The organism is Xanthobacter pseudotagetidis (genome assembly GCF_043194795.2).
GTDB classification, from domain to species: Bacteria; Pseudomonadota; Alphaproteobacteria; order Rhizobiales; family Xanthobacteraceae; genus Xanthobacter; species Xanthobacter tagetidis_A.
The window spans coordinates 2,138,002-2,157,940 of the sequence record NZ_CM195534.1 but is presented as its reverse complement, the minus strand read 5'-3'; the positions used below and the strand labels follow the sequence as shown (position 1 = coordinate 2,157,940).

Sequence of the window (19,939 nt, the reverse complement as noted above, 5' to 3'; positions counted from 1 at the left end):
CAGCGGCCCGCATAAAGAACGGCGTCGGCTTCCGCCGGCACCGGAGGGCGGAATGGCGACGTTCGAGGTGAGTGTGCCGCCGCACGGCCTTCCCGGGACACTCAGCATCCCCGATTATGCGGGCGCGCTCGTGCTGTTCGCCCATGGCAGCGGATCGAGCCGCCACTCGCCGCGCAACGCGACGGTGGCCGGGGCGCTCAATGCGCAGGGAATAGCCACGCTTCTGTTCGACCTGCTCACGCCCGAGGAGGAGGCCGACCGCGCCAACGTCTTCGACATCGACATGCTCGCCGACCGGCTGTCGGAGGCGGTGCGCTGGGCCAGGGCGGAGCCGCGCGCCGCGCGGCTGCCGATCGGCCTGTTCGGCGCCAGCACCGGCGCCGCGGCCGCCCTCAGGACCGCCGCGCGGCTCGGCGGCCTCGTCTCGGCCGTGGTCTCGCGCGGCGGACGCCCCGACCTCGCCTGGGAGCAGCTCGGCCAGGTGGCGGCGCCGACCCTGCTGATCGTCGGCGGCGCCGACGAGACGGTGCTGGAGCTGAACGCCGAGGCGTTCGGCCGGCTCACCTGCGACAAGGCGCTGAAGATCGTGCCCGACGCGAGCCATCTCTTCCCCGAGCCCGGCGCGCTGGAGGAGGTGATCGCCTTGTCCACCCGCTGGTTCGAGCGGCATCTGCTCGGCCGCACCGACGACTGGAAGGCGCCGTGAGCATCCCCTTCGCCGACCGCCGCGACGCGGGCCGGCGGCTCGCCGCCGCCCTCGCGCACCTGCGGGATGCGGCGCCGGTGGTGCTGGCGCTGCCGCGCGGCGGCGTGCCGGTGGCGGCCGAGGTGGCGCAGGCGCTTGGCGCGCCGCTCGACCTGGTGCTGGTGCGCAAGATCGGCGTCCCGGGCGCCGAGGAGCTGGCCATGGGCGCCGTGGTGGACGGCGCCGCCCCCGTCGTGGTGCGCAATGACGACATCATCGCCGCCGCGCGGGTGACGCCCGCGGACTTCGACGCCGCCTGCGCCCGCGAGCTGAAGGAGATCGAGCGCCGGCGCGCGCGCTATATCGGCACGCGGCGGCGCGCGCCCATCGCCGGGCGGACGGTGGTGATGGTGGACGACGGCATCGCCACCGGCGCCACCGTGCGCGCCGCGCTCAAGGCGGTGCGGGCGCGCGGGCCAAAGAGGCTCGTTCTGGCGACCCCGGTGGCGCCGCCGGAAACCGTCGACGCGCTCACGGCGGACGCGGACACGGTGGTGTGCCTGGAGACGCCCGAGCCGTTCGGCGCCATCGGCTATTTCTACGACGACTTCCGGCAGGTGAGCGATGCCGAGGTGATCGACCTGCTGGCACGCCATCCCGTGCCGCCGGAGGGATGATTCGCGCCGCCTCTACACCGGCACCCAGCGCGCGCCCTGCTTCACGTAGGACCGCTTCACGGCGCCCCAGGCGATGCGATGCGCCGCCTCCTCCTGGCGCGGGTCGTCGGCATGAGCGGCGAAGGCATGGTTGAAGGCGGCGCGCCAGATGTCCTGCGCGTGCTCCGGCAGGTGGTCGCGCACCGCGGGCGGCAGGTCGGCGTTGGTGGCATAGGGCATCATGCTGCGCCGCCGGGCCCCGGCGGCCTCCCCGGACCGCGGGGAGGCTACACCCGCGCGGCGGGCGCGTCAGCCGGCGCGGCGTCGGCGCGCACCTCCACCGGCGCCGCCGCGAGCCGGGCGAACAGGTCGCGCCGCCGGGCGAGCGGCCACCAGTCGTAGAGGAATATCTCGATCGGCCGCCAGTTGGCCACCCAGCCGACGATGATCAGGCTCTCCTCCAGGATGCCGGCGAACGTGCCCTCCCCGAGCACGCGCGAGACCAGCTGCGCCGCGAGGAGGCACGCCGCCAGCACCGCGAGGCCGATGGCCAATGACAGCCGGCCGACCCGGAACAGCTGCTTCAGCTCCCGCGCGGTCTCCTGGCGGCGATAGTCGAAGAAGTGGGAGATCGCCTCCGGCAGGCCCTGCGCCTCGTGGCCCGCGGCCTCCGCCGCCGGCAGGTGGACGACGATGGCGAGCGGCGCGCCGGCCGGCATCTCCTCGGCCCAGCCGCCGATATACTCCTCCGCCTCCGGCGCCAGGTCGCGCTCGCGGAAGGGAAACGGGTCCAGCATGTTGAAGAGCTGGGAGACCCGGGTCAGGCGGATGGAGATCACGCCCGGCGCGGTGGGGGCGGCGGACGGGGTCGGTGCTTGCGTCATCGGGAAGGGTCCGCCGTCGCGGCGCGCCGGCGCGCGCCTCCGCCCGGCGCAATAGCCGCGCGCGGCGGCGCGCACAAGGTGCCCCCGCTACCGCCGCCGGAGATGCCGGCACGCGGCAGGCCGAGCGCGCACTCGCGCGCGGGAACCGGTCGTGCCACTGTCACGTTCCGCGAGGACGCTCCCGCGGCCGGGCCCACGCTTCCGGCGGCGGCGAAGCATCCCGCACTGCGAGGAAAGACAGTCATGAGCAATCTTGTCGTATTCGGTTTCGATGGCGTCCACTCCGCGGACGAGGTGCTGAACAAGCTGCGCTCGCTCCAGAAGGGCCACCTGATCGACCTGGAGGACGCCTGCGTCGTCGAGCGCGAGGCGGACGGCAAGGTCCATATCAAGCAGGCGGTGAACCTGGTGGCGCTGGGCGCCGCCCAGGGCGGCACCATGGGCGCGCTGTGGGGCGGCCTCGTCGGCCTCCTGTTCCTCAACCCGCTCGCCGGCATGGCGCTCGGGGCGGTGGCCGGCGCAGGCGCGGGCGCGATCTCCGGCTCGCTCGCCGACTATGGCATCGACGACGACTTCGTGAAGAACCTCGGCGACACCATCCCGGCCAATTCCTCGGCGCTGTTCGTGCTCATCAAGAGCGTCACCGAGGACAAGGTGCTGCCCGAGATCGAGCCCTACAATCCGCGCGTGCTGAAGACCTCGCTCTCCAACGAGGCCGAGGCCAAGCTGAAGGAGGTGCTCGCCAAGGCCGCGGCCGGCCTGCCCGCGGGCGCCGCCCCCGCCGCCTGAGAAGCGCGAAGCAAGCGAGGCCGGCGCGGACGCGCGCCGGCCTCAGCTCTTCAGCCGGTAGCCGGTGCGGAACATCCAGGTGCACGCGCCGAGGCACAGGGCGAGGAAGCCCAGCGTCATGGCGAGCGAGAGCCCGACCGCCACGTCGGAGATGCCGAAGAAGCTCCAGCGGAAGCCCGACACCAGATAGACCACCGGGTTGAACAGCGTCACCGTGCGCCAGGCCGGCGGCAGCATGTCGAGCGAGTAGAAGGTGCCGCCGAGGAAGGTCAGCGGCGTGATCACCAGCAGCGGGATCACCTGCAGCCGCTCGAACCCGTCGGCCCAGATGCCGATGATGAAGCCGAACAGCGCGAAGGTGAACGCGGTCAGCACCAGGAACGCCATCATCCAGACCGGATGCTTGATCTCCAGCGGCACGAACAGCGAGGCGGTGGCGAGGATGATGAGCCCCAGCACCACGGTCTTTGTGGCCGCCGCCCCCACATAGCCGAGCACGATCTCGAACGGCGACACCGGCGCCGACAGCAGCTCGAAGATGGTCCCTGTGAAGCGCGGGAAATAGATCGCGAACGCGGCGTTGGAGATGGACTGCGTCAGCAGCGTCAGCATCATCAGGCCGGGCACGATGAAGGCGCCGTAGGGAACACCCTCGATCTCGGCCATGCGGGTGCCGATGGCGGAGCCGAACACGACGAAATAGAGCGAGGTGGAGATCACGGGCGACACCACGCTCTGCAGCAGGGTGCGCATGGTGCGGGCCATCTCGAACATGTAGATGGCGCGGACGGCTTCGAGATTCACTGTTCCCGCCTCACGAGGCTCACGAAGATGTCTTCGAGGGAGCTCTGCTCCGTGTGGAGGTCCTTGAAGGCGATGCCCTCGGCCGAGAGCAGGGCGAGCAGATCGGCGATGGAGCGCGTCTCGCCCTCCTCCTCGGCGCCCGAGGCCCGCGTCTCGTAGATATAGGTCAGGTGCGTGCCGCCGGCCGAAAGCTCAAGGCCGAACGGCGCCAGCGCCTCGGGGATGGCGGCGAGCGGGGCGACCAGCTCCACCGTCAGCTCCTTGCGGCCGAGCCGGCGCATCAGCGTCGCCTTCTCCTCCACCAGGATCAGCTCGCCCTTGTTGATGACGCCGATGCGGTCCGCCATCTCCTCCGCCTCCTCCAGATAGTGGGTGGTGAGGATGATGGTGACGCCGTTCTCGCGCAGCTCGCGCACCAGCCGCCACATGTCGCGCCTCAGCTCCACGTCGACGCCGGCGGAGGGCTCGTCGAGGAACAGCACCTGCGGCTCGTGGGAGAGCGCCTTGGCGATCAGCACGCGCCGCTTCATGCCGCCCGAGAGCGTCATGATCTTGGCGTCCTTCTTCTCCCAGAGGGAAAGGCTGCGGAGCACCTTCTCGATATGAGCGGGGTTCGCCTTCTTGCCGAACAGGCCGCGCGAGAAGCTCACGGTGGCCCACACGGTCTCGAAGCTGTCGGTGGTCAGCTCCTGCGGCACGAGGCCGATGGCGGCGCGGGCGGCGCGGTAGTCCTTGACGATGTGGTGGCCGTCCACGCGCACCTCGCCCGAGGTGGCGTTCACGAGGCCGCAGACGATGGAGATGAGGGTGGTCTTGCCGGCGCCGTTGGGGCCGAGCAGGGCGAATATCTCGCCGCGCCGGATGTCGCAACTCACGTCCTTGAGCGCGCTGTGGCCCGTGGCGTAGGTCTTCGACAGGCGGGAGACGGAGATGACGGCGCCGGGCGCGGCGCGGGACTCGGGGGCGGCGGGCATGCCACCTCATTAAACCGGTCCGGGCGCGCGCGGAAGGGCGCGCGAGGGGGTCACGCACCGTCAGGCGCGGGACCCTGTCCTGCATCGGGAGCCGATCAGGCGCCTTGGATGGCGCTGAGCTTCCAGTCGCCGCCGTTCTCGCGTACGAAGGTCCAGATTTCCGTGGCCTCGCCCTTGGCGTCGCGGTCGCCGCCCACCACCTGGCCGGTCGCCCGGTCCACCATGGCGTCGCGGCTCTCATAGCGCATGGCGACGGTGGCGAACTCCCTGCCACCCTCGCGCCACGCCTCGGCGAGGTCGCCCTGGAGCAGCTTCACGTCGCTGACCACGTTGCGCACGCCGCGCTCGGCATTCTCGCGCAGCTCGTCGGCGAAGTAGGAGAACACCTCCGGGGTGGTGTGCTGCATCAGCGTGCCCTGGTCCTCGGCGCCGAACGCGCCATGGATGGTGCCGAGCAGCCGCTCGAAGGCGTCGAAGTCCTCGCCCTTGAGGCCCAGCTCGTCGGAGGGCGCGCCGGGCGCGGCCTGGCGCTGCGGCTGGGCCGCAGCGCCGGAGGCGGCATAGCCGGCGCCGGCGGCGCCCGCGGGCGCGCCGCCCATGGGCGGAACGCCGCTGGAGCGCGCATAGGGCGCGCCCGCGCCCGCCGGCTGAGGCTGGCCGCGCCGCAGCAGGCGCATCACCAGCATCACCGCGAGCACGATCAGGCCGGCCTGGAGCAGCAGGCCGAGAATGCCGGCGAGGCCGCCGAAGCCGCCGCCCATGAGCAGCCCGACGATGCCGCCGATCAGCAGGCCGCGCATGAGCGCGCCGCCGAGCCCGCTGCCGAACATGGACGGACGCGCCGCCGGAGCGGCGGAGGGAGCGCGGGTGGCGGCCGGGGACGGTGCCGTCTGCGGCGTGGTCGAACGCTGGATCGGCGCGGACGTGGGCGCGGTGTTGGTGGCGGGCGGCGCCTGATACGTGCGCGAGCCCCGGTTGCCGAACGAGAAGCCGCGCTTGGCCTCGGCGTGGTCGGCCGCGACCAGGGTCAGGCCCGCCGCGATGGCGAGCGCCGCAAACAGAGTGGTCTTCCTGAACATCGTTCCTCCCGCACCGCCACCTGACCTAAGGGCAGCCTTGCCATTCATATGGGAAAGCCACCGCCGATTGCCAGGGGCTCGGCGGCCCGCGACTTGAAATCTTGGTGTGCACCGCGAGGGCGCATCCGGCTCCGCTCGGCCAGGGCGTCGGGGATGCCCTGATCGGCCGGGATGCCCCAGCCGCCCGAGATTGGCCCCGATCGGCGCCCCTGATATGGTCCGCGCCCTTGCGCGCATGAGCCTTCCAGGAGCCTGCGATGTCCGCCCTCTCCCGCCGCGCCTTCATCGCCGCGAGCGCCGCCGCTGCGCTCGGCCCCAAAGCCGCCTTGGCCGATTCGCATCTTCGTCCGCCGGCGGTGCCGCTGGGGACGGCGGGCTTCCGCGTCGGCGCGTTCCAGGTGACGCCGCTGTTCGACGGCACCTTTCCCCTGCCCCTGGCGGTGATCCCGCAGGCGCAGAGCCCCGAGGGCACGGCTTTGCTCAAGGCGGCCGCGCTGCCCGCCGACGGGCCGGTGCCGATCCCGGTGAATGCGTTCGCGCTGGAGCGGAACGGTCGCCTGGTCCTGATCGACTGCGGCTGCGGTCCGCTGTTCGGCGCCGATTTCGGCAAGGCGTTCGGGGCCATGGCGGACGCCGGCATCGATCCGGCCAAGGTGGAGGCGATCCACCTGACCCATCTGCACGGCGACCATGCGGGCGGCCTCATCACCGCCGACGGCACGGCCCGCTTCCCCATGGCCCGGGTCACGGTCCAGCTCAAGGAGATCGCGTTCTGGAGCGACGACGCGATGCTGGCCCGCGCGCCGGACGACATGAAGCCGTTCTTCAAGATCGCCCGCGACGTGCTCGCCGCCTACAAGGACCGGATCGAGCCGATCGAGGGGGTCGCGGCGCTGGCGCTGGGCCTGCTCGCCATGCCCTTGCCGGGCCACACGCCGGGCCATATGGGGGTGCTGATCGAGGATGGTCCCGAGCGCATCCTCCTGTGGACCGACGCGCTGCACACCGCGGCGCTGCAATTCCCCAATCCCGGCTGGTCGCTGCTGTTCGACGTGGACCAGGCTCAGGCCCGCGCGACCCGTCTGCGCCTGCTCGACCTGGTGAGCGCCGACAAGATCCCGGTGATGGGCTCCCATTTGGGCCTGCGCGGGCTGATCGAGCCGAAGGGCGCGGGCTATGCCTTTGCGGGCTGAACGGATCGTCGCTGCGGCGCTGGTCCTCGTTCTGGTCCAGGTGGGCCTCGGCCCGGCCGGCGCGGAAGAGATCGGCGTCGCGGTGGCGAACGGCACCGCGCCCACCGCCTGCGCCGAGACCGACAACGTCTCGCTCACCTTCGCCGCCCCGGCGGTCACCGGCCTCAGGATCGAGGCGCGGCATCCGGCCTATGTGGGCACCCTCGCCATCGACAGCACGGCGCCCGACTTCACCGCCTGCGACATGGCGAACGACCCGGCGGTGCCGGCCGCCGCCCCGCTCGCCGGGCCGAGGCGCACCACGCTCTACGAGACCCCGGACCTGTGGCTGGTGGGCTTCACCTTCCCGAGTTTCTGGCGCGCGGCGGCGACGCCGGTGCGGGTCGGCGGGCTCACCTTCGAGGGGCTGCATCTGGTCCAGCTCTGGGTCTGGCACAAGGAGCGCGCCGAGGAGGTGCTGGTGGTCTACCCGCCCGACGGCTACTGGCGCGCCCGCCCGCTGCCGCCGCCGCATCTGCGCGCCGTGGCCTACGGCTCCTCGTTCCTGCTCGGTCCGGTGGAGGAGAAGGGGCGGCCGATGGTGGAGCTGAAGGAGATCGCCTTCGATCCCGCGGCGAAGGCCTTCACCCTCGCGTTCGCGGACGGCGGCGCCGCGCGGCTCGCCATGACCGAGCTTTCCGAGGCCCGCATGGTGCTGGAGGCGACGTTCGACCGCCCGCGCGCCGGCGCCTTCGCGGCCCTGCGCTCCATGTACGTCACCGAGGCCAACGCCGACGTCGCCCGCCTCGCCTGGCGCACGGGCGCGGCGGGCTGGCGCGAGGCGCCGGTGACGGGCTTCGGCGGCGCCTCGGACGTGCGCGCTTTGTGGGCGGGGCGGCTCGTGCCCTCCGCCCACAACACCAGCGCCCCCGACATGATGCTCGACCGCTTCGCGGGGCCGTGAAGGCGGGCGCGCCCCGGCTGCCCGCCGCCCTGCCCGGCCGCGGCGCCCCCTCACCCTGGCCCTCTCCCGCAAGGGGAGAGGGGACGTGAACGGAGACGCTCACGCCGTACAGCTCGTGAGAGCGGCGGCCTTCCCTCTCCCCTTGCGGGCCGGGGGCGAGGGCGCGCGAAGCGCTGCGGAGGCGCCGGCGTAGCGCCTCCCGCCCTCATCAGTCCCATGCCGGCGCCGCCGGTGATGCTCTCGCGAAGGCCAGCCGCCTTTCCGCCGTCATGCTCCGGCTTGACCGGAGCATCCAGCCTCAGGGCAGGAAAACGACGCGGGCCGTGGGCCCTCCGGTCAAGCCGGAGGGCGACGGCGGCGACATTCGGAAGCCCCCCTCAGCCGACCGCCAGCGCCGCCTCCGCCTCCAGCACCGCGCCGGCGCCGCCGGTGATGCTCTCGCGAAGGCCAGCCGCCTTTCCGCCGTCATGCTCCGGCTTGACCGGAGCATCCAGCCTCAGGGCAGGAAAACGACGCGGGCCGTGGGCCCTCCGGTCAAGCCGGAGGGCGACGGCGGCGACATTCGGAAGCCCCCCTCAGCCGACCGCCAGCGCCGCCTCCGCCTCCAGCACCGCGCCGGCGCCGCCGGTGATGCTCTCGCGAAGGCCAGCCGCCTTTCCGCCGTCATGCTCCGGCTTGACCGGAGCATCCAGCCTCAGGGCAGGAAAACGGCGCGGGCCGTGGGCCCTCCGGTCAAGCCGGAGGGCGACGGCGGCGACATTCGGAAGCCCCCCTCAGCCGACCGCCAGCGCCGCCTCCGCCTCCAGCACCGCGCCGGCGCCGCCGGTGATGCTCTCGCGAAGGCCAGCCGCCTCGGTGGCGAGGTTCTCGGCGAAGAAGCGGGCGAGCGCGATGCGGGCGGCAAGGCGCGGGTCGCTCTCGCCCTCCGTGCGCGCGCGGTGCGCCGCCAGCGCCGCCTTGGCGAGATAGGCGCCGCCGGCCGCGCGGGCGAACAGGCGCAGATAGGGGGTCGCCCCGGCGAGCGCCTTGGCCTGGTCGTCGCCCAGCCAGTCGAGCATCTTGCGGGTGGCGGCGGCGAACGCGTCCACCGCCTCGCCGAGCCGCACGCCCATATGGCCGAACTCGGGGGCGTTCACCGCCGTCACGTCGGCCGCGACGGCGCGGCAGTCGGCGATCAGGCCCTCCACCACGTCGCCGCCGTTCTGGCCGATCTTGCGGGTGACGAGGTCGATGGCCTGGATGCCGTTGGTGCCCTCATAGATGGCGAAGATGCGCGCGTCGCGCAGGTGCTGGGCCGCCCCGGTCTCCTCGATATAGCCCATGCCGCCATGCACCTGGACGCCCATGGAGGCGACCTCGATGCCGATGTCGGTGGAGAAGGCCTTCGCCACCGGCGTGAGCAGGCTCGCCTCGGCGTGCGCGGCGGCGCGGGCGGCGGGGTCCGGCAGGCGATGATAGCGGTCGAGCGCGTCGGCGGTCATGAGGCAGATGGCGCGCGCCGCCAGCGTCTCGGCGCGCATGGTGAGCAACATGCGCTTGACGTCCGGATGGGCGATGATGGGGGCCATGCCCTCGCCCTGATAGGACGCCGCCTTGCCCTGGCGGCGCTCCTGGGCGTAGGCGATGGCGCGCTGGGTGGCGCGCTCGGCGACGGCGACGCCCTGCACGCCCACCGCGAGGCGGGCGTTGTTCATCATGGTGAACATGCAGGCGAGGCCCCTGTTCTCCTCGCCGATCAGCCAGCCGATCGCGCCCTCGCCCGTGTCGCCGAAGGTCATGGTGCAGGTGGGCGAGCCGTGCAGGCCGAGCTTGTGCTCGATGCCGGTGCACACCGCGTCGTTGCGCGCGCCGAGGCTGCCGTCCGCGTTCACCAGGAACTTCGGCACCAGGAACAGCGAGATGCCCTTGGTGCCGGCGGGCGCGCCGGGCAGGCGGGCGAGCACCAGATGGATGATGTTCTCGGCGACGTCGTGCTCGCCATAGGTGATGAAGATCTTGGTGCCGAAGATGCGGTAGGTGCCGTCGCCCTTGGGCTCGGCGCGGGCGCGCAAAGCGGCGAGGTCGGAGCCCGCCTGCGGCTCGGTGAGGTTCATGGTGCCGGTCCAGGTGCCGGCCACCAGCTTCGGCAGGTAGGTGTCCTGGAGCGCCTGCGAGCCGTGGGCGGTGAGCGCCTCCACAGCGCCCATGGTGAGCACGCCGCAAATGCCGAAGGCGGGCGAGGCGGAATTCCAGAACTCGGTGAGCGCGGAGGTGAGCGCGGTCGGCAGGTGCTGGCCGCCGAACCGCTCCTCGGCGGCGACCGAGGGCCAGCCGGCGGCGGACCAGGCCGCGTAGGCGGCGCGCACGCCGGCGGGGGTGGTGACCGCGCAGTCCTTCAGCGTCGCGCCTTCCGTGTCCGCCACCCGGTCCAGGGGGGCGATCTCGGAGGCGGCGAACTTGCCCGCCTCCTCCAGCACGCTGTCCACGAGATCGAACGAGAGATCGACCACGCCCTCCTCCATCAGCCGGGGCAGGGAGGTGCAGGTCTTCAGCAGGAAGGACACATCCTCCACGGGGGCGCGATAGGCCATCGATCTCTCCACTTGTGCATTTTCGCCGCCCGCGCGCGGGCACGATGCGGCTTGACCCGGCCCGGCACGCTCACTAGAGGCGGGACCGGCGCACCAATTCGGGGCGTCGCCCCCCTTTCGTCAAGGGGCTGGCCCTGGCCACTTCGTCTGATGCGCCGGCACCCATGGACCCTTCCGCAGCCCCCCCGCACCGCCGCACCCTGAGCCTTTCGGCCGCCGATCCGCAGGCGCCCGCGCGCGGCGCGGCGCTGCTTGCCGAAGGCCGGCTGGTCGCCTTCCCCACCGAGACGGTCTACGGCCTCGGCGCGGACGCGGCGAACCCGCGGGCGGTGGCGGACCTTTATGCCGCCAAGGGCCGGCCGGCCTTCAACCCGCTCATCGCCCACACCGCGACGGTGGCGCAGGCGCTCGACATCGGCGCCTTCCCGCCAGAGGCACGGCGCCTGGCGGACGCCTTCTGGCCCGGCCCGCTGACGCTGGTGGTGCCGTTCGCTGGCGGGGATGCGGTGTGCGAGCTCGCCCGCGCGGGCCTGTCCACGGTCGCCCTGCGGGTGCCCTCCCATCCGGTGGCGCAGGCGGTGCTGAAGGCCTTCGGCGGCGCGGTGGTGGCGCCGAGCGCCAACCGCTCGGGCCGCGTCTCGCCCACCGAGGCCGCGCACGTCGGCGCCGACCTCTCGGGCCGGATCGACGCCATCCTCGACGGCGGCCCGACCGAGGTGGGGGTGGAATCCACCATCGTCGACGCCACCGGGCCGGTGCCGCGCCTGCTGCGCCCCGGCGGCGTGCCGCGCGAGGCCCTCGAACGGGTGCTCGGCCACACGCTGGCCGACGCGGGCAAGGACGACGCCGCGCGCCCCGCCTCCCCCGGCCGGCTCGCCTCCCATTACGCCCCGCGCGCCGCGGTGCGGCTCGACGCCGACGCAATGGCGCCGGGCGAGGCGCTGCTCACCTTCGCCGGGGCGCGCCCGCGCGGCGCCGAGGCGGCGCGGGCGGTGATCGACCTCAGCCCCTCCGGCGACCTCGCCGAGGCCGCCAGCCGCCTCTACGGCGCCCTGCGCGCGCTCGACGCCACCGGCGCCCCGGCCATCGCCGTGGCGCCCCTGCCCCGCCACGGCCTGGGCGAGGCCATCGCCGACCGCCTGGCCCGCGCCGCCGCCCCCCGACCCGCCCCCGAGGAGACGCCGCAATGACCGCCCATCCCATCGCGGCATCCACCGCCGCCGGCGCCCTCGCCATCGACCATGCCGGGGACGGCGACACCGCCGCCCTCGCGGCGCTGTGGGAGCGCGCCGGCCTGACCCGGCCCTGGAACGATCCGCTCGCCGACATCGCCCTCGCCCGGCGCGGGCCGCATTCCACCATCCTGGTGGCGCGGCAAGGCGAGGCCATCGCCGGCTCGGTGATGGTGGGCCACGACGGCCATCGCGGCTGGCTCTATTACCTCGCGGTGGAGCCGGCGCTCCGGGGCAAGGGCATCGGCCGGGCGCTCGCCCGGGCGGCCGAGGACTGGCTGAGGGGCCGCGCGGTGCCCAAGCTGATGCTCATGGTGCGGCCGGACAATGCCGACGTGCGCGCCTTCTACGAGGCCCTGGGCTACCTGGAGGAGGAGCGCATCGTCTTCTCCCGCCGCCTCGACGGCAGGTGAGCGCGGGCGGCGCCGCGCCGGCGATTGAGCCGGCTCAAAGCGCTACCGGGCCTGCTGGAATATGGTATGCAAACGGAGCCCCCGCTCCGAAAGAGAAGCCAGCCCGAGGAAACGCCGCTCCCATGTCCACCCTGCTCGTCACCCATCCGTCCGGCCTCGCCCACGCCACCCCGCCCGGACATCCGGAACGGGCCGACCGGCTGCGTGTGCTCGACCGCATCTTCGAGCAGGAGAAGTTCGCCAACCTGGTGCGCGATCTCGCGCCGCGCGGCGAGCGCGAGGACATCATCCGCGTCCACCCGGCCGACTTCGTCGACGCCATGGGCGAGGCGAGCCCCAAGGAAGGGCTGGTGCGGATCGATTCCGACACGCTGATGTCGCCCGGCACCTGGGAAGCGGTGCTGCGCGCCGTGGGCGGCGCCTGCTTCGCCGTGGACGAGGTGATGGAAGGCAAGGTTTCCAACGCCTTCGTGGCCATGCGTCCGCCGGGCCACCATTGCGAGACCCGCCGGCCCATGGGCTTCTGCCTGCTCAACCAGGTGGCCATCGCCGCGCGCCACGCCCAGGCCAAATACGGCATCGACCGCGTCGCCGTGATCGACTTCGACGTGCACCACGGCAACGGCACCCAGGAGATCTTCTGGGCCGACGACAGCGTGCTCTATTGCTCCACCCACCAGATGCCGCTCTATCCCGGCACCGGCGAGGTGAGCGAGACCGGCGCCGCCGGCACCATCGTCAACGCCCCGCTCGCCTCCGGCGACGACGGCGCGAAGTTCAAGGAGGCCATGGAGGGCCGCATCCTGCCGCGGGTTGAGAGCTTCGCGCCGGAGCTGATCCTCATCTCGGCCGGCTTCGACGCCCATGTGCGCGACCCGCTGGCCTCGCTGCGTCTCGTGGACACGGACTTCGCCTGGATCACCAGGCGCCTGATGGAGATCGCCGACAAGACGTGCGGCGGCCGCGTGGTCTCGGTGCTGGAAGGCGGCTACGACCTCGAAGGCCTCGCCTCCTCCGCCTCGGCGCACGTCACCGCTTTGATGCGGGGCTGACGCCGGCAGGCGGACCGCGCCCCGCCGCCCCTCAGCGGTGCTCGCCGGAGGGCAAATAGGGCCGCAGCGCGTGGGCGAGCTTGGCGGGCGTCAGCGACTGGAGCCACACCTGCCCCGGCCCGGACAGCCGGGCGAGGAACAGGCCGTCGCCGCCGAACAGGATGTTCTTCACGCCGCTGATGGTGGTGATCTCGAAGCCGACGGTCTCCTCGAACATGCCCACATGGCCGGGATGCACCAGCAGGTCCTGGCCCTGCTTGAGCGTGTAGCTGACGATCTCGCCCCCCAGCTCCACGAAGGCCGGCCCCTCCCCCGTGAGGTGCTGGAGCACGAAGCCCTCGCCGCCGAACACGCCGGCGCCGAGCGACTGCTGGAAGCCGATGGCGAGGCTGAGGCCGGCGGCGCCGGCGAGGAAGCCGTGCCGGTGGATCAGCAGGCCCCGCCCGGCACTGACCTTCATCTCCATGATGGCGCCGGGCACGGTGGCGGCGAAGGCCACCAGCGCCTCGCCGCCCCGGGCGGTGAACTCGGTCATGAACAGGCCGCCGCCGGACACCGCCCGGCCGATGGCGCCGAAGAATCCCGAGGCGCCGCCGGTGGCCGCCGTGGTGCGCATGGCCACGTTGGACGACATCCAGGAGAGACGGTCCGGCTCGGCCAGCACCGTCTCGCCGGCCTCCAGCGTGAGCGTGAGGACGGGGAGCGTCGTGCCGGAAATCTCGCTGCGCATGGCGTGGGCATCCCCCGTTCGGCGCTCGCATCGCACCGACGGTAATTTAACACGGTCGGACGGCGGGCCGGAAGCGCCGGCCGTCGCGCCGCCCTAGAGCATATCGACATTCATCGCAGCCAGATCATGGCTGCGGCGATGTGGATGAAGCCGGTGAAGTGGATTGTCCTGCGGTCATATCTGGTCGCGAAGCGTCGGAAGTGCTTGAGGCGGTTGAAGCAGCGCTCGATCCGGTTGCGCCGCCTGTAAGCCATGACATCGTGGGCGATGAGCACCTTGCGGGTGCGGTTGGAAGGGATCACCGCCGTCGCGCCGATGCCGGTCACGATCTTGCGGAAGGCATTGCTGTCATAGGCCTTGTCGGCGAGCACGGCGCCACCGACCCGGCCCTCCACCAGGGCTGGAGCGGCGGTGACATCGCCTTTCTGGCCGGCCGTGACGATGAAGCGCAAGGGCCGCCCCAGCGCGTCGGCCAGCATGTGGATCTTGGTGGTCAATCCCCCTCGGGAACGCCCCAGCGCCTGATCCTTGGCCCCCCTTTTCCGCTCGCGGCCTGCTGGTGGGCGCGGACGATGGTTGAGTCGATCATCAGATAGCGGTTGTCGTGATCGGCTGTCAGAGCCTCGAACACGCGCTCCCAGACCCCGGCGTGGCACCAGCGGCTGAAGCGCTTGTGGATGCTCTTCCAGCGGCCATAGCGCTCGGGCAGGTCGCACCAGTGCGCGCCGGACCGTAGAACCCAAAGACACCCGTTGACGAACAAGCGGTTATCCGAGCCCGTCCGCCCGGGATCCGTCGCCTTGCCGGGCAACAGCGGCGCGATCTTCTCCCATTGAGCGTCGCTCAATTCATACCGTTTCGCGGCCATGCCGGGGCTCCGTGCGGAAAACACGGTTCCCTATGAATCAGCATTTCAGCGCGCTGGGAATCCTGAATGTCGATCCCGCCTAGGGGGCGCCGACGAAGCGGGCGAGCTTGCCGAGCGTCTGCTGCCCCAGCTCGATGGCGCCGAAGCCCTTCGCGGCCTGGAACTCGGCCTCGGTGCTGAACACCATGCCCAGCGTCACCGTCGTCGCCCCGTCCTGCTCCTCGAACGTGGCCCAGGCGTCGGCGTGCTTGGGCCCGTTCTCGCCCCACAGCAGCGCATAGGCGATGCGCTCCTGCGGCCGGACCTCGCCGTAGCGGTGATGGTTCGGGAAAACCGTGCCGTCGGGGGCGATCATGTCGAACACCCATTCGCCCCCGGCGGTGAGGTCGATCCGCTTGGTGCGGCAGGAAAAGCCGTCCGGCCCCCACCATCGCGGCAGCGTCTCGGCATTCATCCAGGCATTCCAGACGGCGGCGCGCGGCGCCCGTATCACGCGCTGAAGCACCATGGTGCGCGCGGCGACCCCCGCGAGATTGCCGAGGCCCGCCTCGAAGCCCTGCCGGTAGCCGGCCTCCATGTCCTTGGCCAGCGAGGAGAGCTGCACCGTCACCGCCAGGCGGCTGCGCGCCTCGGTGCCGGAGAACTCGGCCGTCACCAGCGCCGCCGACTGCGCCACGCCCGCGGTGGAGACCACTTCATAGTTCACGCTGCGCTCGGCCGGGCGCAGCTCCAGCCAGCCGCATTCGCAGCGGATGTCCGGCTCGCCTTCGACCTTGCACAGCGAGACCTCGCGCCCGCCGACCCGCGTGTCGGCGTCGACGAACGCGACGACCACGTCGGGCGTGGGGGCGGCCCAGACCGCCCGCGCGGCGGGCGCCGTCCAGGCCTGCCAGAGCGCCGACAAGGGCGCCTCCACCTCGCGCTCGAAGGTCAGCGTCGCAAAGCGGCCGCCCGCTTGGCCGGGCGCTTGCCCATGCCCGGGTTCCGGATTGGCTGTCATTCCTGGCGCTCCTTCATCGCGTTGATGACAAATGCGTCCAGCCGGTCGAGCCGGCTTTCCCAGATCGCCCGCTGCGCGTCGAGCCAGGAGCGCGCCGGCTCCAATGCCTGGGGAACGACGGCGCAGGTGCGCACCCGCCCGGCCTTGGACGTGGCGATCAGCCCCGCTTCCTCCAGCACCGAAAGGTGCCGCATCACTGTCGGCAGCCGCAGGCCCGTGGGCCCGGACAGCTCCGTGACCCGCGCGGGCCCTTCCGCCAGCCGGGTCAGGATGGACCGGCGGGTCGGATCGGCAAGGGCATGGAAGAGCAGCGACAGGTCCGGATCATGCTTAGTCATATCGCTAACTATCACTCGCGCGATTCCGCGGCAAGAAAAACTTCGCTCTCTTGCTAAGTGTTCGCGGCGGCCGGCGACGGCGCAGGCTGGAACGCCTTGCGGTTTGCCGTGGGGAATGATGATGTCGCAGCGTGCCGCGCGCGGCACGCCTTCGCCATCCCAGGGTCCCCCATCCATGACGTCCCACGAAGGTGCACCACGCGCCGTGCCCGGCCTCCCCTCCTTCTGTGCCCTTCTCTGTGCCGCGCTGTGGTGGTGCGGCGCGCAGCCCGCCGGCGCCGCTGACGAGACCGGCCCCCGCAGCGTGACCCTCACCTTCCTCAATGCGCCCGCCGAAGCCGAGCCGCTGCTGCGGCCCCCCACCCTCGGCCTCGCGGTGGGCAGCGGCGAGGTCCACCGGGCGGTGCTCGACACCGGCTCGACCGGGGTCGTGATCTCGGCCTCGTCGATCCTCGACCTCGACAACCTTCCGGTGATCGGGCCGGGCCAGCTCACCTATACGAGCTCCGGCCGGATCATGCAGGGGCGCTACGTGTTCTCGCCGGTCACGGTGATCGGCAAGAATGGCGTCGCGCTCACCACCCGGCCGATCGCGGTGCTGGCCGTGGACAGCGTCGACTGCCTGGTGTCGGCGCGCAATTGCGAGCCGCAGGACCAGCCCCGCGGCATCGCCATGCTGGGCATCGGATTCGCGCGCGAACGGGACCACCAGCGCGCCGCCACGCCCGACAAGAATCCGTTTCTCAACCTCCCCGACATGGGCCAGAACGGCAGGCGCGGGCCGCTCGGGCGCGGCTATGTGCTGAACCGCCGGCAGGTCCAGGTCGGGCTCGAACCGGGCGACATCGGCGTGCGCTTCGCCACCATTCCGCTCCTGCGCGACCCCGCCTCGGGCGACTGGGCGCCGCCGCAGGCGTGCATCTCGGTCGCGCAGCGCATGCCGCCCGCCTGCGGGACCCTGCTGGTGGATACCGGCGTCACGTCCATGTACCTCTCGATCCCGGTGCTCCAGATCGAGGACCGGGAGCACATCAGCGCGCGCGGCCTGCCCACCATCGCCGTGGGCGTGGAGCTCGCGATCCTTCCGCCGCCGGGCGCGAGCGCGCCCTCCTATCGCTTCGTCGTCGGCGACGACGCCAATCCGCTGGCGCCGGAGCAGGTGATCCTGGTCGGGGACGGGCGGCGCCCGCCTTTCGTCAACACCACCGTGCGGCTGCTCAACCGGTACGACTATGCGTTCGACGCCGATGCCGGCCTGATCGGCTTCCGGCCGGTGCAGAACTGAGCCGGCGGCACACAGAAAGGATCGGATCGGACCATGCAGGACCAGCATTGGGGCGCGCAGGCCGCCGGCGGCGGAGCGGGGCGGGACCGGCCGGCGCCCATGGAAGGCCACGGCGCCTACAATCGCGGCTCGCGGGTGCAGGGCTCCTCGCTCGGACCGGCGGCGGGACTGCTGGTGGCGGCGGCGCGCGCGGCGGCGCTGCCCGATGCGCCGGCGCCGCTGGTGATCGCCGACTACGGCGCCTCGCAGGGCCGCAACTCGCTGGCGCCCATCGGCGCGGCCTTGGGCGAGCTGCGCCGGCGCGCCGGCCCCGGCCGCGCGGTCGGCGTGATCCACACCGATTTGCCGGGGAACGACTTCTCGGCCCTGTTCGAGACGCTGGAGAGCGATCCCGGCAGCTACCTGAAGGGCGACGGCGCGGTCTTCCCCTCGGCCGTGGGACGCTCGTTCTTCAGGCAGATCCTGCCCGGCGGCAGCGTCCATCTCGGCTGGACCTCCTGGGCGGTGCAGTGGCTGAGCCGCGTGCCCGCGCCGATCCCCGACCAGGTGCAGGTCGCCTTCAGCCGCGACGCGGCCGCCCGCGCCGCCTTCGCCGCCCAGGCGGACGCGGACTGGCGCGCCTTCCTCTCGGCGCGCGCTGCCGAGCTTGCCCCCGGCGGGCGCCTGGTGGTGCTCGCCATGGCCACCGACGATAGCGGCGACTTCGGCTATGGGGCGCAGGTCGCGACGCTCTACGCCGCCCTGGAGGCCATGGCGGCGCGCGGCGACATCGCCGCCGACGCGCTCGCCCGCATGGCCATCCCCACCTACGGCCGCACCCGCGCCGAGTTCGCGGCGCCGTTCGCGGGCGGGCGCTTCGCCGGCCTCAGGATCGAGGGGCTGGACGTGTTCCACGGCGAGGACCGGGTGTTCGCGGACTACGCCGCCGACGGCGATGCCCGCGCCTTCGGTGCCAAATGGGCCGGCTTCTCGCGCGCCTCGGTGTTCCCGACGCTCGCCTCCGAGCTCGGCGCCGACCCGGCGCGGGCCGCGCGCTTCATGGACGCGCTGGAGGCGGACGCCGCCGCCCGCCTCGCCGCGGCGCCGGCGCCGACCGTGATCCCGCTGGCGGAGATGACCCTGGTGCGGGACTGAGCCTGCCGGCATCGGACCGGCGCGGCCGTCCAGGGCGCGGCCTCACGGCCGCGTGAGAGTGCCAGAATGTGCCCGGCGGGGCGGCAATTGCCGCTCCGGCAGGCAGAACAGCCCTACCCGGTGCGGGAATGAGGCAGCTTTCAGCCTGCATCCACAAACTGCATGCAATTGGCACGGTCGTTGCGAAAGGGGAGCCCGGACCTTCCCCCGACGCACGAGGCCTGCCATGCGCCGCCGCGACTTCTCGAAACTTGCCCTGACCGCCGCCGCCGGAACCGTCGCCGCCCCGGCGGTGTTGCGCGCCCAGACCACCTTCACCTGGAAGATGACCTCGGCCTATGGCCCGAAGGCCGCCTTCTACTCGGTGGGGCCCGGCAGCGCCACCGACCTGTGCAAGCGCATCGAGGCCATGTCCGGCGGCCGCATCAAGATCCAGTTCTTCGGCGCCGGCGAGCTGATCCCGGCGCTGGAGGGCTTCGACGCGGTCTCCGCCGGCACGGTGGAGATGAACTACGCCAACGCCTACTTCTGGACCGGCAAGAGCTTCGCCGCGCAGTTCTTCACCGCGGTGCCGTTCGGCCTCAACTTCCAGGGCGTCAACGGCTGGCTCTACGAGGGCGGCGGCATGCCGCTCTACAAGGAGGTCTACGACAAGTTCAACCTGGTGCCGCTGGTGGCCGGCAACACCGGCGTGCAGATGACCGGCTGGTTCAAGAAGCCGATCGAGAAGACCGCCGACCTCAACGGCCTGAAGATGCGCATCCCCGGCCTCGCCGGGCGCGTCTACAAGGAGTTCGGCGTCGATGTGCGCCTGCTGCCGGGCGGCGAGATCTTCCCGGCGCTGGAGCGCGGCGTGATCGACGCGGCCGAGTTCGTCGGCCCCTATCTCGACCGCCAGCTCGGCCTGCAGAAGGTGGCGAAATACTATTACACCACCGGCTGGCACGAGCCCGCCACCGTCTCCGAGGTGATCGTCAACAAGGCCGCCTGGGCCAAGCTGCCCGACGACCTGAAGGCCATCGTCGAGAATGCCTGCGCCGCCTGCAACGTGATCTCGGAGGCCTGGTGCCAGAAGGCCAACGGCGAGGCGATGCAGGACCTAGTCAAGAACCAGGGCGTCATCGCCCAGCCGCTGCCGGACGACGTGGTGAAGGACCTGCGCGCCGGCACCGCCAAGGTGCTCGACGCGGCGGTGGCGGCCGACCCGATCGCCAAGAAGGTCTCCGAGAGCTACTTCGCCTTCCTCGGCACCTACCGGAACTGGGCCGAGCTCTCCGAGGGCGTGTACTACGACAAGATCCTCGGCTGAC

Annotated in this window: 20 protein-coding genes and 1 pseudogene; 11 read left to right on the top strand and 10 right to left on the bottom strand. The window is 72.2% G+C overall.

Features of this window, described 5'->3' with window-relative positions:
* The first annotated feature begins 52 nt into the window (after positions 1–52).
* Positions 53–706: a dienelactone hydrolase family protein gene (locus tag V5F67_RS09870; RefSeq protein ID WP_394019677.1), complete on the top strand. Its 654-nt coding sequence runs from the start codon at positions 53–55 to the stop codon at positions 704–706.
* Positions 707–708: 2 nt separating this feature from the next.
* The gene (locus tag V5F67_RS09865) at positions 709–1,362 is read left to right on the top strand and encodes a phosphoribosyltransferase (RefSeq protein ID WP_394019714.1); all 654 of its coding nucleotides are present in this window, start codon (positions 709–711) and stop codon (positions 1,360–1,362) included.
* Positions 1,363–1,374: 12 nt separating this feature from the next.
* Here the strand turns inward: V5F67_RS09865 and V5F67_RS09860 are convergent, their stop codons facing one another.
* Both V5F67_RS09860 and V5F67_RS09855 read right to left on the bottom strand, forming a co-directional pair.
* Positions 1,375–1,581, bottom strand: a complete 207-nt coding sequence (locus tag V5F67_RS09860; RefSeq protein ID WP_394019716.1) for a ChaB family protein — start codon at positions 1,579–1,581, stop codon at positions 1,375–1,377.
* Positions 1,582–1,628: 47 nt separating this feature from the next.
* Complete coding sequence (locus V5F67_RS09855; protein WP_394019678.1) at positions 1,629–2,225, bottom strand: hypothetical protein; 597 nt, start codon at positions 2,223–2,225, stop codon at positions 1,629–1,631.
* A 243-nt stretch (positions 2,226–2,468) separates the two neighbouring features.
* Between V5F67_RS09855 and V5F67_RS09850 the strand changes: the two genes are divergently transcribed.
* Positions 2,469–3,014 carry a DUF1269 domain-containing protein gene (locus tag V5F67_RS09850; protein WP_394019680.1) on the top strand — a complete coding sequence of 182 codons (546 nt, stop codon included), beginning with the start codon at positions 2,469–2,471 and terminating at the stop codon, positions 3,012–3,014.
* A gap of 42 nt (positions 3,015–3,056) precedes the next feature.
* Here V5F67_RS09850 and V5F67_RS09845 read toward each other — a convergent pair whose 3' ends face one another.
* The 3 genes from V5F67_RS09845 to V5F67_RS09835 form a co-directional block, all read right to left on the bottom strand.
* Positions 3,057–3,818 (bottom strand): ABC transporter permease, encoded by a 762-nt coding sequence (locus V5F67_RS09845; RefSeq protein ID WP_394019682.1) that lies wholly within the window; start codon positions 3,816–3,818, stop codon positions 3,057–3,059.
* Positions 3,815–4,792 (bottom strand): ABC transporter ATP-binding protein, encoded by a 978-nt coding sequence (locus V5F67_RS09840; protein ID WP_394019684.1) that lies wholly within the window; start codon positions 4,790–4,792, stop codon positions 3,815–3,817. The genes V5F67_RS09845 and V5F67_RS09840 overlap by 4 nt, the downstream gene beginning before the upstream one ends.
* 95 nt (positions 4,793–4,887) lie before the next feature.
* Positions 4,888–5,871: a TIM44-like domain-containing protein gene (locus tag V5F67_RS09835; protein ID WP_394019686.1), complete on the bottom strand. Its 984-nt coding sequence runs from the start codon at positions 5,869–5,871 to the stop codon at positions 4,888–4,890.
* A gap of 257 nt (positions 5,872–6,128) precedes the next feature.
* Between V5F67_RS09835 and V5F67_RS09830 the strand changes: the two genes are divergently transcribed.
* Together V5F67_RS09830 and V5F67_RS09825 are read left to right on the top strand one after the other, a co-directional pair.
* Complete coding sequence (locus V5F67_RS09830) at positions 6,129–7,064, top strand: MBL fold metallo-hydrolase (RefSeq protein WP_394019688.1); 936 nt, start codon at positions 6,129–6,131, stop codon at positions 7,062–7,064.
* Positions 7,048–8,007, top strand: a complete 960-nt coding sequence (locus V5F67_RS09825; protein ID WP_394019690.1) for a hypothetical protein — start codon at positions 7,048–7,050, stop codon at positions 8,005–8,007. The genes V5F67_RS09830 and V5F67_RS09825 overlap by 17 nt, the downstream gene beginning before the upstream one ends.
* A gap of 773 nt (positions 8,008–8,780) precedes the next feature.
* Here V5F67_RS09825 and V5F67_RS09820 read toward each other — a convergent pair.
* Complete coding sequence (locus tag V5F67_RS09820; RefSeq protein WP_509210647.1) at positions 8,781–10,577, bottom strand: acyl-CoA dehydrogenase family protein; 1,797 nt, start codon at positions 10,575–10,577, stop codon at positions 8,781–8,783.
* A gap of 164 nt (positions 10,578–10,741) precedes the next feature.
* On the opposite strand from V5F67_RS09820, the gene V5F67_RS09815 reads away from it, so the two are divergent.
* The 3 genes from V5F67_RS09815 to V5F67_RS09805 all read left to right on the top strand — a co-directional run bounded on the left by V5F67_RS09815 (position 10,742) and on the right by V5F67_RS09805 (position 13,274).
* Positions 10,742–11,767, top strand: coding sequence for an L-threonylcarbamoyladenylate synthase (locus V5F67_RS09815; RefSeq protein WP_394022255.1), 1,026 nt, complete (start codon positions 10,742–10,744; stop codon positions 11,765–11,767).
* Positions 11,764–12,222: a GNAT family acetyltransferase gene (locus tag V5F67_RS09810; protein ID WP_394022256.1), complete on the top strand. Its 459-nt coding sequence runs from the start codon at positions 11,764–11,766 to the stop codon at positions 12,220–12,222. The genes V5F67_RS09815 and V5F67_RS09810 overlap by 4 nt, the downstream gene beginning before the upstream one ends.
* Positions 12,223–12,344: 122 nt before the next feature.
* Entirely contained in the window at positions 12,345–13,274 is a 930-nt protein-coding gene (locus V5F67_RS09805; RefSeq protein WP_394022257.1) for a histone deacetylase family protein, read from the top strand.
* Positions 13,275–13,305: 31 nt separating this feature from the next.
* Here the strand turns inward: V5F67_RS09805 and V5F67_RS09800 are convergent, their stop codons facing one another.
* From V5F67_RS09800 to V5F67_RS09785, 4 genes and pseudogenes are all read right to left on the bottom strand, one after another.
* Positions 13,306–14,004: a TIGR00266 family protein gene (locus tag V5F67_RS09800; protein WP_394022258.1), complete on the bottom strand. Its 699-nt coding sequence runs from the start codon at positions 14,002–14,004 to the stop codon at positions 13,306–13,308.
* Positions 14,005–14,114: 110 nt separating this feature from the next.
* Positions 14,115–14,872 (bottom strand): annotated as a pseudogene (locus V5F67_RS09795) (IS5 family transposase).
* A 79-nt stretch (positions 14,873–14,951) separates the two neighbouring features.
* On the bottom strand, positions 14,952–15,872 hold the full coding sequence (locus tag V5F67_RS09790; protein WP_394019238.1) for an SRPBCC family protein: 921 nt from the start codon (positions 15,870–15,872) through the stop codon (positions 14,952–14,954).
* The gene (locus V5F67_RS09785; RefSeq protein WP_394019260.1) at positions 15,869–16,210 is read right to left on the bottom strand and encodes an ArsR/SmtB family transcription factor; all 342 of its coding nucleotides are present in this window, start codon (positions 16,208–16,210) and stop codon (positions 15,869–15,871) included. The genes V5F67_RS09790 and V5F67_RS09785 overlap by 4 nt, the downstream gene beginning before the upstream one ends.
* A gap of 175 nt (positions 16,211–16,385) precedes the next feature.
* Between V5F67_RS09785 and V5F67_RS09780 the strand changes: the two genes are divergently transcribed.
* The 3 genes from V5F67_RS09780 (at position 16,386) to V5F67_RS09770 (ending at position 19,938) form a co-directional block, all read left to right on the top strand.
* Complete coding sequence (locus V5F67_RS09780) at positions 16,386–17,495, top strand: hypothetical protein (protein ID WP_394019236.1); 1,110 nt, start codon at positions 16,386–16,388, stop codon at positions 17,493–17,495.
* A 33-nt stretch (positions 17,496–17,528) separates the two neighbouring features.
* On the top strand, positions 17,529–18,629 hold the full coding sequence (locus tag V5F67_RS09775) for a class I SAM-dependent methyltransferase (RefSeq protein WP_394019234.1): 1,101 nt from the start codon (positions 17,529–17,531) through the stop codon (positions 18,627–18,629).
* Between the two features lie 226 nt (positions 18,630–18,855).
* Entirely contained in the window at positions 18,856–19,938 is a 1,083-nt protein-coding gene (locus V5F67_RS09770; protein ID WP_394019232.1) for a TRAP transporter substrate-binding protein, read from the top strand.
* Position 19,939: the final 1 nt, after the last annotated feature.